This window comes from Methylobacterium sp. DB0501 (genome assembly GCF_011043735.1).
Classification (GTDB): domain Bacteria; phylum Pseudomonadota; class Alphaproteobacteria; order Rhizobiales; family Beijerinckiaceae; genus Methylobacterium; species Methylobacterium alsaeris.
This window is the reverse complement of the sequence record NZ_JAAKGV010000006.1, coordinates 265,569-277,932: the sequence shown is the minus strand read 5'-3', so window position 1 is coordinate 277,932 and position 12,364 is coordinate 265,569. Positions and strand designations below refer to the sequence as shown.

The 12,364-nt window shown below is 71.0% G+C and carries 14 protein-coding genes; all 14 read right to left on the bottom strand.

The genetic code is table 11. The annotated features are described in order from the left end of the window. Positions 1–107: 107 nt before the first annotated feature. A complete protein-coding gene (locus tag G4G93_RS11380; RefSeq protein WP_165084217.1) occupies positions 108–299 on the bottom strand; it encodes a hypothetical protein in 192 nt (63 codons plus the stop codon). 8 nt (positions 300–307) lie between these two features. Then, the gene (locus tag G4G93_RS11375) at positions 308–700 is read right to left on the bottom strand and encodes a hypothetical protein (protein ID WP_206289690.1); all 393 of its coding nucleotides are present in this window, start codon (positions 698–700) and stop codon (positions 308–310) included. Next, positions 697–1,437, bottom strand: a complete 741-nt coding sequence (locus tag G4G93_RS11370; RefSeq protein WP_165084215.1) for a hypothetical protein — start codon at positions 1,435–1,437, stop codon at positions 697–699. Before G4G93_RS11370 ends, G4G93_RS11375 begins: the two co-directional genes overlap by 4 nt. A gap of 33 nt (positions 1,438–1,470) precedes the next feature. Then, positions 1,471–1,788 (bottom strand): hypothetical protein, encoded by a 318-nt coding sequence (locus tag G4G93_RS11365; protein WP_165084213.1) that lies wholly within the window; start codon positions 1,786–1,788, stop codon positions 1,471–1,473. A 16-nt stretch (positions 1,789–1,804) separates the two neighbouring features. Then, positions 1,805–2,242, bottom strand: coding sequence for a hypothetical protein (locus G4G93_RS11360; protein ID WP_165084210.1), 438 nt, complete (start codon positions 2,240–2,242; stop codon positions 1,805–1,807). After that, entirely contained in the window at positions 2,239–2,724 is a 486-nt protein-coding gene (locus G4G93_RS11355; protein WP_165084208.1) for an HK97 gp10 family phage protein, read from the bottom strand. The genes G4G93_RS11360 and G4G93_RS11355 overlap by 4 nt, the downstream gene beginning before the upstream one ends. After that, on the bottom strand, positions 2,718–3,530 hold the full coding sequence (locus G4G93_RS11350) for a hypothetical protein (protein ID WP_165084206.1): 813 nt from the start codon (positions 3,528–3,530) through the stop codon (positions 2,718–2,720). The genes G4G93_RS11355 and G4G93_RS11350 overlap by 7 nt, the downstream gene beginning before the upstream one ends. Before the next feature lie 5 nt (positions 3,531–3,535). Then, on the bottom strand, positions 3,536–4,003 hold the full coding sequence (locus G4G93_RS11345) for a hypothetical protein (RefSeq protein ID WP_165084204.1): 468 nt from the start codon (positions 4,001–4,003) through the stop codon (positions 3,536–3,538). Positions 4,004–4,013: 10 nt separating this feature from the next. After that, positions 4,014–4,319, bottom strand: a complete 306-nt coding sequence (locus tag G4G93_RS11340) for a hypothetical protein (RefSeq protein WP_165084202.1) — start codon at positions 4,317–4,319, stop codon at positions 4,014–4,016. 55 nt (positions 4,320–4,374) lie between these two features. Next, positions 4,375–5,886, bottom strand: a complete 1,512-nt coding sequence (locus G4G93_RS11335; protein WP_165084200.1) for a hypothetical protein — start codon at positions 5,884–5,886, stop codon at positions 4,375–4,377. Positions 5,887–6,051: 165 nt separating this feature from the next. Continuing rightward, positions 6,052–7,782, bottom strand: a complete 1,731-nt coding sequence (locus G4G93_RS35530; protein WP_206289689.1) for a hypothetical protein — start codon at positions 7,780–7,782, stop codon at positions 6,052–6,054. A 20-nt stretch (positions 7,783–7,802) separates the two neighbouring features. Continuing rightward, positions 7,803–8,387 carry a hypothetical protein gene (locus tag G4G93_RS11325; RefSeq protein ID WP_165084198.1) on the bottom strand — a complete coding sequence of 195 codons (585 nt, stop codon included), beginning with the start codon at positions 8,385–8,387 and terminating at the stop codon, positions 7,803–7,805. Between the two features lie 50 nt (positions 8,388–8,437). Next, positions 8,438–8,881 (bottom strand): hypothetical protein, encoded by a 444-nt coding sequence (locus tag G4G93_RS11320; RefSeq protein ID WP_165084196.1) that lies wholly within the window; start codon positions 8,879–8,881, stop codon positions 8,438–8,440. Positions 8,882–9,019: 138 nt separating this feature from the next. Continuing rightward, complete coding sequence (locus G4G93_RS11315) at positions 9,020–12,364, bottom strand: phage portal protein (protein WP_165084194.1); 3,345 nt, start codon at positions 12,362–12,364, stop codon at positions 9,020–9,022.

The following is a 12,364-nucleotide window of genomic DNA, read 5'->3' as shown; positions in this document are numbered from 1 at the left end:
GATTGTGGATGTCGACCACAATTTTTCTGTCGGTCCGGCAGGAGCAATCCTCGTATTGACGAAGCTACTCCTCAGGTAGAGCAACGAAGCCATTCGCATTCCGGGTGCTATCCTGCCTTTACTGCACCATCAGGGAACCGCATGATCATGGAGCCGATGCCGCTGGGATCGTCGGCGGAAGGAGCGGCCGCCGCCGGCTCGGGCGGCGGCTTGTAGCCGAGGTAGGCGGCCACGAGCTCGTGGGTGGGCGGTGAGCCGCGCCAGTAGGCGAAGATCCGCTCCACGTCCCAGATCGTCATCCCGGCGATCACGCCGGGGGCGTAGCCGCAGCCGGTGGCGAGACGTCCGTAGATGAAGCCGAAGTCGAGGCCGCGGCGCTCTCCGCCGCGCGTGCTTCCCCCGGCAGGGTCTCCGGCAGGTAGCCGCCGAGCCGCAGGATGGCCGAGGAGGCCGCGGCGACCTCGGGGCCGGTCGCCTCGAGCTCGCGCCGATCCGCCAGGGCGGCGTCGTCCGGATGGTCGCGCCGCAGGCCGGCAGCGATCACCGCGGCGCCGTAGGCCGTCGGGGACAGCCCCGGCCCGCCCTGAACGACCGGGTCCAGTTCCTCCAGTTGCGCCAGGGTGAGCGGGCGGATGGTCCATTCCCGGGCGCCGAGCCGGACGGTCCGCGGCGGGGGAGCGGTCGTGGCGGGCCCGGTCACGCGACGTCCCCGAACGACCAGGTCGCGACGTTGCCGGCGGCATCCGCGAACATGCTGAAATCGAACTCGGGCATCGTGAAGTCTTCCAGCTTCGTGCCGAAGCCGAGCTTCGAGGCCGTGCAGTTGACGTAGTTCACGTTGACCGACTGGCCCTGGAACGTGGTGTAGAGCTGGACGGCGAAGGTCGGCGTCGTGCCGAGCAGCTGGTTGGTGACCGTGAAGCGCTGGCCGCTGCCGGCGAGCGTGTAGGTGTAGTTCAGCAGCAGGGGCTTGCCCGAGTCGGCCGAGGCGAAGGTGTAGACGCCGCCCGCGCCCAGGCTGTACTGCCCCGCAGCGGGCGCCGAGGCGACCCGGATCAGGGGCAGCCCGGTCAGGGCATAGATCGGGCCCTGGTCGCCGACGAAGCTCGCGCCGTTCGCCACCGTAACGGTGTAGGGCGCGGCCGCCGGCACGGTCGCAGCCTCGCCGAAGGCCGTCATCACCTGCCCGGCCACCGGCGTGACGCCGTAATAGAGGCTGGCGAAGGCGAGCCCGGAGATCCTCGCGACCTTGGCCTTGCCGGTGGTCTTGATCGTCCCGCGGGCGATGGCGACCGGGCGCTGGAACTGGCCGTAGAGCTCCTTGAGGCTCGCGGATTCGTCGATGGTGACCTCCTGGACGAGGCCGAAATTGACCGGCGTGGCGTTGGGCACGTCGGTGCGCGTGCCGATCAGCACGCCGGAGCCGAAGCTGTACAAGGGGATCTCCTCGGGGGTGGGGTTGGCGGGGGTTCAGGCCTCTGCCGCGACGAGCGCCTTCACGCGCTCCTTGAACGAGGCGACGAGGTTCCAGAGTTCGGTGTGGTGGCCGAGGGCCGAGCCGGCGAACATCTCGCGGTGCAACTGGTCGATTCTCTCGGCGGTGCTGCCCTGGAGCGTCGACAGCGCGATGGCCACCGCGGTCGTCGGCTCGCCGACGCCGCAGGCGGTGGCCGGCGTCGCCGCAGCCGGGCTGTCCGGGACGGTGACCGCGCTGGCCGGCGCTTCCGCCGCAACGGTGGACATGGCAGCGGGCGCCGCTACCCCGGGGCCGTCGTCGTTGTCGGTCATGAGGGTCTCCTGGAGGCTACGGAAGGTCGATCTCCACGGGCACGATGAGCAGCCCGTCGCCGTCCAAGTCGCCCGGGACCTTGATCGGGCGGCCCGCGATGCGCGCCATGTACTGGGTGCCGGCCAGCGTGTTGCGGCCGAGCACGGCGTCGGCGCCCTTCGGCGCGAGCTTTGCGTCGAAGGCGTCCATGATGTCGTTGAGGAGCGCCGCGCCGACCGTCTTCGGGTCCCTGGCGTCGATGTAGACGAAGACCTTCACCTCGATCTTTCGCCGCGGGATCGCGCCGCTCTGCCAGGTGTAGGTTTCGTCGCCGCCCTCGTGCAGGAAGACGCAGGGGCGGTCCTTGGCGGGCACGTCGGCGAACAGCCTGAGGCGGCGCGACGGCGGCGCCTTCCAGGCCCAGACGCCCGCGACGACGACCTTCAGCGCCTCGACGGCGGCGTTGCGGCTCATGCGCCGGTTCCTCGCGCGACGGCGCCCTTGAGGCGCGCCACGATCGCCGCCGCCCGCTCGGCGAGGCTCGGGCGCATGAACGGCCGGGCCGGCTGGTCGACGTGGCGGGTGAACCCGCGCACCTCGACCTCGCGCGGGGCGATTGCCGAGCCGAAGGCCTGGGTGACCGTCCTGACGTGGGCCCGCACGACCTCGTCGCCGGTGAAGCCGAACTCCCAGCGCCGGCCGTACTTCACGTCGCCGGATTGGGCGACCACTCCGGAGATCCGGTCGCCCTCGGCCTCGACGTAGGAATAGATAGAGCGGCGTAGCTTGCCCGTGACGACGTTCAGCACCTCGCCGGACAGCTTGCGCTTGACCAGCGCCTCCAGGATCAGGCGCTCGATGTCGACGGCCGCGCGCAACGCGCGCAGCACGTCGCCCGGCACGCGCTCGAGCCGGGCGACGACCTTGGTCTCGTCGACCTGGATCTCCGTCAGCACGGCGGCACCACGCTGGCGTATTGCTGCAGGACCGGCGCGACGAAGTCCGGCACGGCCGCGATGCGGAAGGACACCGTCTCCTGGCCGCCGAGGCTCTTGGATTGCAGCCCGACGCGCTCGGCATAGGCCTGGCGCTCCAGGATCCATTCCCGGGCCGCATTGGCGAGGTCGGCCGGGACGTAGCCGTAGGTGAGCGCGACCGGCCGGCCGGCATCGGCGGCCGCGAAGGTGTAGCCGCCCGCGCCGTCCATGGCGTACTGGCCGGCGGACGGGGCGGATGCGACGCGGGCCAGGGCGGAGCCGCCGGCATAGGTCACGCCGCCATCGCTCGCCCAGGCGCCGTAGGGCTGGAGCGCTATGACCGCCCCGCCCTGGGGCACCACGGTCGCCTCCGCGGTGACCTGGTAGCCGGCCGTGTAGGTCACCGTGACCCGGGCGCAGCCAAAGCCTATCGGGCTGCCGTGTCCGAAGCGCAGCATCTGCGGCCGGCCCGGCGGCACCTCGTCGTCGGGGTCGACATCGTAGCCGGCGATCAGGCCCGAACCCGGCACGAGCGGACGCACCAGCGTGCCGGCGCGCGAGACCGCGTCGACCCGGGTCACCGGCCAGTTGCGCAGCAGCAGCCCGTTGCGACCCGCCTCGTAGGTCTCGACGTAGGCGCGCGGCAGGATCGACGGGCGGTTGATCGCGGTCAGGATCGACCGGCTCACCGCCGTGATCTGGCGCTGCAGGACCGGATCGGTGTCGGGGTCCGCCACCGCTCGCAGGTCGGCGAGCCGCACGAGATCGGAGGGATTCGGCGCCACTGCGATCAGCCTGCCAGCGCCGCCCGCGCCTTCTCGCGCAGGGCCTCGTTGGTGATCGGAGGCACGGCCGGCACACCCTTCAGCTTCAGGAAGGCGAACAGCTCGGGCCGGGACATCGCGTCGATGGCCGCCTCGGTCACCGCGGCCGGGTCGAGGACCGGCGCGCCGTCCTGCTCCCGCTGCTGCGCCGCCCGTGCATCGGCCAGCATCGCGTCGAGCTCGTCGTCGGTCATGGCGTCGAGCCGGTCGGCGAACAGGCCGATCAGGACCTGCTTGCGCAGGTCGAGGGGACGCTGCGGCGCGGGCTCCCCGGGAGCAGGGAGCGGAAGGCCCGTGTCCTCCGCCCGGAAGCCGTGCATCTCGAACTCGCCGCGGAAGCGCGGGTCGACCTGGGCGACGCCGTCGCGGATCTCGACGGGAAAGCCCTGATGGGTGAAGCCGGTCAGCCCCTCGGGCGCGCGCATCGTGATCATGTCGGCCTCCTCAGACCGCGTTGCCGTTGAGGGGATCGCGCCAGGCTTGGCCGTCGAACACGATCAGCTTGCCCAGCGTCTCGTCGAAGAACGTCGCCCCGCGGTGGGCGGCGTAGAGGCCGGTCTTGCCGGCCTGCCGGGCGCTCGTCGGGCCGGACGGAGCGACGAAGGTCCAGCCGTTCGCCTGGAGCACCTGCCCGTCCTGCTCCGGCACGGTGACGACGCCGCCGGGCTGGCCCGAGTAGGAGCGACCGTTGGCGGTGCGGGTCTGCTCCCGGACCGCGACGGGCGGGAACAGGCGCCAGTTCATTGCCATGATGGGCCCTCGCGGAAAGGATAAGGCGGCACGGTCGCCGCCCCGGGTCTGGCGATCAGCCGTTGCCGATATTGGTCAGGACCGCCATCGACGGCGGGAAGTAGTGCTGCAGCACCTCGTCCGCGTAGACGCCGTACTCGTACTTGCGCGAGCGCAACGGCCACTCGATCTGGTAGTAGTCCTGCCGCGTGCGGATCTGCACGACGTTGCCGATGTTGTTGATCGGGTACGGCAGCGCGGCCGTGGTGAACAGGATGGTGCCGGCCGGCAGGTTCGGGTGGACGCGGATGTCGAGGACGGAGCCGCCCTGCATCGAGAACCGGTTGAGGTACTTCCGGATCATGATGCCGCCGCCGAGCGCGTCCTGGGCGGCGGAGAACTCGAACTTGAAGGCGCTGTTGGCCGAGCCCTGCAGGATCTTGCGCGAGAGATTGAGCCCCTCCTGGCTGTTGACCCAGATCGTGTCGGGGCTCAGCCGGTAGAGGTCCCACATCTGCTTGAGGACGGCATCGATCTCGACGATGCCGCCCGCGCCGTCGGCGGTGAGCGGGGTGCCGACGCCCGGGGTGCCGGACGGCATCGTGACGATCGTCGCGCCCGATCCCGCCTTGAACGCCTGGGTCAGCAGGCCGTCGAAGGCGAGCGCGTTGGTCGAGCGGTCCGAGGCGCCGAGCGAGGCGGCCGTCTGGGTCCCCGCGGCGGCGCCCGTGACGACGACCGAGTTGATGGGGGTGATGGCGCCCAGCACCTCTGCGCCGGCCGCACCCCAGAACCAGGCGTATCCCAGCGCGCCGGACACAGCCGCGACCGAGGCCGCGGCCGAGCCGGTGGGACCGGTGACCGCGACGGTGGCCGGAGCGGACCTCGCCGCCGCGCCGCCGCCGAAGATGTCGGTCGAGCCGTCCGCGTTGGTGCGGGTGATGGTCGACTGGATGCCGCCGGACAGCGAGCCGTTGATCACGCCGTCGAGCGAAAGCGCGACGCAGATCACCGACAGGGTGCCGCTGGCGAGGCCGCCGCCGGCGGACGAGGCCGAGAGCGTCGGGGTCGGGGTGGTGCCGAGCGCGAGCGACGAGTTGCCGCCCAGGATCATCGCCTCCTCGCCGAGCATCAGGCTCTGGAGGCCGGTGCGGGCCGCGATGGCGCGCACGTCGTCGAAACCCGCGGCCGCGTACTGCGCCTCGAAGTCGACGTTCGATTCGATGCCGATGCCCTTGTAGGAGGCGGTGTAGTCGGCGGTGGCGACGATCTGCACGCCGCCGCGGTTGCCGCCCGACACGCCGATGCGCATCCCCGACACGTTGATGCCGGTGATGGCGCGCCAGGCGGCCTGGATGCCGCCACGGCCGGGCACGCGCGGGATCAGGTTCCGCAGCGGGGTCAGGACGGGATACAGATTTTTGGCGCCCAACTCCAAGTCGTAAAATGTCAGACCGCTCGTGGGCGAGACGCCCTGCGAGAAGGTCGCCTTGGTCAGGCCGAGCTGGGCGAGGATCGGATCGTTGAGCGGGATCGCCTGGGCCTTCTTCAGGGCCTCCAGGGCGGCAGCGGGATTGTCCTGGAACATGGGTGCGTGATCCGGATCGATGGGCACGGCCGCGGGCGCGCACGCTCCGTTCCCGGGGCGCGGCATGGCGGACGTCGTGAGGGGGTGGGCCGTCGGGCCCGGCGGGCGAGGCGCGAGGCCGGCCCGTCCCCGGGCGGCCTGGCCTCCGTGTTCAGCCCCGGCGCGTCAGCGCGCGGCCGGGAGAAGCTGCTGGGGGTTGGCCTGCGCGACCTTGATCATCAGCGTCGCGCGCTCCTCGGACGTCATCCTGGCGAGGAGCTGCACGGCCTGTTCGTCGGAGACCAGTTCGGCAGCGCCCTCGGCGCCCTTGGTCACGGCCCGGCCGACGAGGTGGCGCGGCACCGGCTGGTCGCCGATCATCTTCTGCAGCATGGCGATCGCCGGCATGATCTGGTCGGTCACCGCCTTCTTCAGGGCGTCGCGCTCGCCCGTCACCTTGGCGAGCTCGGCGCGCACGACCTCGACGAGGTCCGCGCCCTTCGCCAGTCCGTCGCCGCCCGCCGCCTTCTCGGCACCGCAGGTCGCGCCGAGCGCCACGGCGTGGTCGTGTACGCCCTGAATCTTCTCGGCGTCCGACTTGTTGTTGCGCGCGCCAACCTTGGCCAGCGCCTGGCCGCCTGCGCTGTTCACCAGCACGGCCTTGCGGAGCGCCCCCCAGGCGTCGTCGCTCAAGCGGCCGGCGGCGAGCGCCATCGTCGCGTCGTCCGCGCTGCCCGCGAGGTCGTCCATCTCGCTCTGCACAATCGCCATTAGGAGCGAGAGGCCCTGCGAGGCCCACGCCTTGATGCGGGCCGGAACGTCGGTCTGGGCGCCGGCATAGGCTGCATCGAAGGCGAACGAGGACTGCAGATCTTTCACCTCGCCGATCAGGGAGGCCAGCCGCGAGACGCCGTACAGGCCTTTCTCGAGGTCGGAGGCGGCGACCTTGTCGACAGTGCTGCCGGCGGCGGTGTCCGCCGGGCGCCGACGCTTTCTGGCCGGCTTCGCCGGCTGTTCCTCGGCAGCCGGCTCGCCCTCCGTCCCGACGCCGGCCTGCTTGGTCAGGTCCGCCAGGGCGTCGAGCGCCGGCCCGGTGATGGCCCGCGCCGCCGCCTCGGCCTCGGCGCGCGCATTGTGCGCCAGCGCATCCGCCTTCTTCGCGAAGGTGGTGCCGTCCTTGGCCTTCCAGACCTGCTCCACGCCGGCATAATCCGGTCCCGGCTCGGCGGCGGGCGGTTCCTGGGTGCCGGGACCGTCGGCCTTCGCCAGTGCCGCCGCCGCGGCTTCCGCCTCCAGTTCCCGGCGCGCCGGCGCGATGAAGTCGCCGGGCTTGCCCGGCTGGCCGGCTGCCTTGGCGAGCGCTTCGGCCCGGGCCACGACGTCGGCGTTGCCGGGCTCTTCCGGCGTCACCGTCACCGCGGGGGAGAAGCGTTTCGTCTCGGCGGCGCCGTCGGCCTTCAGCACCTGGAACGTGGCGGAGGGCAGGCATGGCATGTCGACGAGGCTGATCTCGCTCGGGTCGGCGGTGTAGCGCATCACGCCGTCCTCGCCCTTCCAGCGCTTCACGTAGGCGCCGCCCTGGGAGAAGCCGGTGTAGACACCCTCCAGCACCTTCGCCCACTCGGCGTCGTCGACCACCTTGGCGCAGAGCTCGATCTGCCGGGCGTCGTCGTTGAAGGCGAGCGCCGTGACCTTGCCGGCCGCGACCTTGCCGTGCATCGCCCGCAGGTTGCCGAACGACTTGCCCTCGGTCGCCTTGTGGATGCCGCCCGACCACTTCTCGTAATACGGCTTGGTCGAGGCGTAGTCGCAGACCTCGCCGGACCTATCCTTGGTCTCGGCCGTGGCGACGCCGTAGACCAGGCGCTGCTCGGCGTCGACCTTGGTCAGGGGGATGAAGAGGGAAAGGTCCGACATGTCCGTGTCCTGTTGCTGGCTCAGGCGGGCTTCGACCGCAGGGCCGCCCGGCGCGCGGCCATTGAACTCGACGCGGCTTCGAGATCGCGCTCGAGCTGGGTGATGACGTCGTCGTGCCGGCTGGCGCCGGCCTGTGCGGCGGATGCGGCGCGACTGGCGGTCTCCTCGCGGATGGTGGCCAGCGCTTCCCTGGAGGCGGCGTGCGCCTCCTCGTAGCTGCCGAGCGCCCCCACCAGGTCCTCAGTATCGTTGAGGATCGGCGTCTCGTGCTCCTCGTCGCCGTAGAGCGCCCGGACCTCGTGCACCTCGTCGTAGGCCCGGCCGGCTGCCGCGTGGTGCCGGGTGACGTCCTTGCCCGCTGCGATGATCTGATCCGCGGTGGCGCCAGGGTCATGGAAGACAACGGCTGCCCGATCCAAGCTGCTTTCCAGCTTCCCAACGTGATTGCTAAGCGATTTCATCGCCTTGTCGTGGCGCTTCTGATCGACGGGCTCGTAGCCCTCGCCGGGCCTGAATTCCTCGTCATCGCCGCCACCACCGCCGGTCGACGAAAACTTCCCGTGGTCGTCTCGCGGATGGTCCTCCTCGTTCCAGGCCTTCGCCATCCCGAGTACTCCGAAGGTCTGCAACCCGCACTGCATAGTCATCTCGTCGCTCACTTCAGCTTCGCGGCGGTCGCATGCGGTTTCAGCACGTCGCGTGCGTCATCGATGCCGGACATGAACTCGGCAGCATCGTCGACCTCGGTGGATTCGCTCTCGGCAAATCCGTACTCGCCGAGAACGCCGTTGTGCCCGGTGAGCGCATCGAGGGCGGCGGCGTGCTCCTTCTCGACGGTCGCTCCGATCCCCTCGAGCGCCGCGATGTGCTCGGCCGCCTGCTTCCGGGCCGCGTGGATGTTGCCGAGGTGCTTGTCCAGGCGGCCGTCGATGGCGTGCATCCGCGCCTCGTCCTCGGGCTGGAACGTGCTGTTGTCGACGGCGTGATCGCCCGAGGTCCACCGGCCGTTGGCGTCCCGCGGATGGTCCACTTCTTTGAAGCTCTTGGCGAAGCTGGGCGCACCGAAGTTGCGGACGAGGCCGGTCAGCACCGTGGCCATGCTTCGGCTCCTCAGGTCGCTTCGGATCGGTTGGCGTTGAGGTCTGTGGTGGGACGCGCTACACTCTCGGGCAGCCGCCAGTCGTTTCGGACGTGTCAGCTCAGGCCGGTTCTGAACCGTGCATCGAGCATGGCGGTGTTACCTCTTCCACAGCGTGACGACTTCGATCCGCCGCTTCCCGCGCTGGATCTCGCCGATGCAGGTGTAGGTCACGCCGTCGATAGCCTTCGTGAAGATCAGTCGCGGCTGGCCATTCGCCTTGGAAGCCGGGCCGGGCCCGATGGTGTCGGGGCGTCGGACGATCGCGGTAACCTGCGCGAAGTCCCCTGCGGAGACGGGGATCTGCCCCCGTGACCTCTCCTGCGCAGAGCCATGTTTGGCGAGGATGTGCCTGATGCCTTCATTGGTCAGCGTATGCTTGAAGCCGCGCACGTCGACCCCGGTCAGAGCATGGATCCTGGCCGCCCTGGTCACCGGGCCGAGGCTGGCGCGCACGACGGGAGCCGCCTTCTGGCCGGCCGCGCCGAGGGCGGACGAGAGACCCGACGTCCACCGGCCCCGCTCGTCCCGCCCCTGACGCGGATCGAACGCCTTGCCGACCGCCTCCGGCCCATCCTCGACGACCGGCGCCACCACGCAGCGGCATTTCGGGTGCGCCGGGGTGGTCTCGTCCCCGCTCGGGAACTCGTCGTCGAGGTCGATCGGCCCGGCCTCGGCGTTGGCCTGGCAGGCCGCGCAGCATCCGTTCTCGGCCCACCACGCCTTCTTGACTCCGACGCCCGCGTGTCGCGCCGCGTGGTAGCTCTCCAGCGAGGCCTGCCCGTTGACCGCGGCCACCTCGGTCTCGGCGATGGTGAGCGCCCGTTCGGCCGAGAACGCGTAGGAGGCCTCGATCTCGTCGGCGATCGCGTCCGAGCCAATGTTGCGGGCCAGCCCAGAGACGATCGTCTCGCGCAGGCTCTCCCGGGTCGTCTCGTCGATCCGGTAGGAGGCGCGCTTCGCCTCGACGAGGTTGCCGTCCTCGTCCCAGTGCATCCCGACCAGTTCGGCCGCCCGGGCCCGGGCCTCGGCGACGGCCCCCTCGTTGACCTGGTCGACCAGGGTGTCCAGGCCATCGGCGCCGACCTGCGCCATGGTCCGGCGCACTGTGTCGGTGGCAACGCCCGCCAGATCGTCGGCGAGGCCCGGCGCGAGCTCGTCGAGGTCCGAGAGGTCGAGCCGGTCGACGAACGCGTCCGCCTCCCGCCGGGCTCGCTCCGTATCCTCGGGGTTCGGCGCGGCCTTGGCGAGCTTGCCGAGCCCGCGCGCCGCCGCGACCGCTTCGTCACGGATACCGGCGAGCGCACCCGCAACCCGTCCCGTGATCGCCCGGATGGCCCGGCGCGTGGCCGGCCGGTCGAAAGGGACCGGGTCCGGCCGCCCCCATCGCTTCGTGAAGCCGGCAGCCTTCTCGGCCGGTGCCCCGATCGCCGCGACCTTGTCCTGCCAGGAGCGTCGGCGCTCCTCGATCGCAGCCAGGGCCGCCTCGCGCACGTCCTCGTCGAAGTCGCCGCGCGCCTCTTCGACGTGCCGGCTCATCTCGTCGAGCGCGGCATTCACCGTGGCGGCGAGTTCGCGGCGCAGGTCGGACACGATCCCGGTGCTCTCGGCCTTGAGCAACCCGCCGAGGCCGGCACTGTCGAGCGCGCCAGCGACGAGGCCCGTGGCCGCCTCTGCGTCCACACCAGCCTCGGACAGAAGGTGGCGGGCGACCTTCTCGGCTGCGTTGGTGAGCAGGGAATCCGCGGCGTAGGTTGCCAAGGCGACGACGGCCGGCGCCGTCCCACCGCTCATCGCTGTGACAACGGCGCCGCCAGCGAGGAGGGCCGCCGCTATGGTGGTGTTGCGGACCACGCCGCGGAACGTCCCGCGCGCCTCCTCCCCTCGGATCTTCGCCGGACCATCGCCGCCCGCGCTGCCGCCTCCGCCGCTGGTCCATTTGCCGTCGGCGGCCCGGGGCTGATCCGGGTCGAACTTGGCAAGGAGCCGCTTGGCTACCTCATCCTCGCCGTCCTGCTCCTGCCCGCCGCCCTGCGCCCCGAACGCACCATCCGGCCCCGCCGGCGGCCCGAGCAGCGCCATCGCCGCCTGCCTGCCCTCCAGCGTGTTCGCGTCGATCGGCACGTAGCCGGAGCCGGTGAGGACCATCAGCTGGTTGGCCGCCGGCGACGGGTCGGGGTCGAGGCCGTCCTTCGCCCGCACCTCGTTGATGCTCATCAGGCCCGACGAGGCCTTGCCCCGCAGGATCTCGGCCTGCCGCGCCTCGTCGATCTGGACGTCCTCGGCCCAGGCGAATTCGAGCTCCGGCGCGCCGAAATCGTCGGCGAGCACATCGTCGATCAGGCCCTTCACCCAATCGAGGAGGGGGGCGAGCCCTTCTTCCTCGGCGATCTCCTTCTGGGTGTCGGCCGAGGCTCGGTTCATCTGCTTGAGCAGGGCCTGCGGCGAGGTCGAGAAGGCGAAGCACACGACGCGCGCCAGCCACTCGTCGAACTCGCCCTTCAGCTCCGGCTCGCGGGTCTGGATGAAGGTCTTGGCGACGCCGCCGGGCACGAACTTGGCCTTGCGCCGGCGCGCCTGGTTACCCTCGAACAGCGAGTCCCAGTGGTTCTGGAACGCCGCGATCTGGTCGGGCGTCCAGGTGTCGGGCACGCCGATCAGCGAGTCGGGGACGTTGCCCGAGGTGTAGTATTCCAGGGTCCCGACCTGCCGGCGCAGGGCGATGTTGACCGTGGTCATGACCTGCTCGACGGGCGAATAGCCGTAGACCCGGTTCACCCGGCGGTTGCGCGGCCGGTAGAGCAGGTCGTTGGCGGTGTAGTTCACCGCCGGCAGGTCCTTGAGGACCTGCTGGTAGGCGTCGGGCCACTCCGTCTCGCCGGCCCGCAGCATGGGCTCGGGGATGCGGCCCCAGTCGTCGACCAGCGGCTTGATCGTGGCGCCGTCGATCGGCTCCAGGGCCAGCAGGTTGCCGGCGTAGTCGCGGCGCTTGAGCAGCGACAAGGCGTCGATGACCAGCACGTCCTCGAGCGCCATGCGCAGCCAGTCGTCCCACCGGTGCAGCCCGTCCGGCTTGCGCAGCCACGTGATCAGCGCAGCGGTCCGGCCGTTTACCGCCCGCCCTTCCCGCGGCCGGATCGTCCAGTCCATCCGGGCGACCTGATCCTTGCGCGTCTCAATGACGAGCCGGAGCAGGTCGTAGCCGTCGGCGAGCCGCCGTAGCATGTCGAACCCGACCGGCTCGTAGGCCCGGGCGGTGGTGTTGAGGTTGTAGCCAACTGGGAAGTCCCAGGCGCGGCCGCGCACCTCCGACGGCGCCGAGGGCGGCATGGGCGCGCCCGGCCCGAACCAAGCAGAGCCCTGGCCGGGCGCGGCATAGCTGAGCTTGAGCGTCAGCGGGGACAGGGGCGTGCCCTGTACGCCGCCGCGGGACGGGTTCGCCAT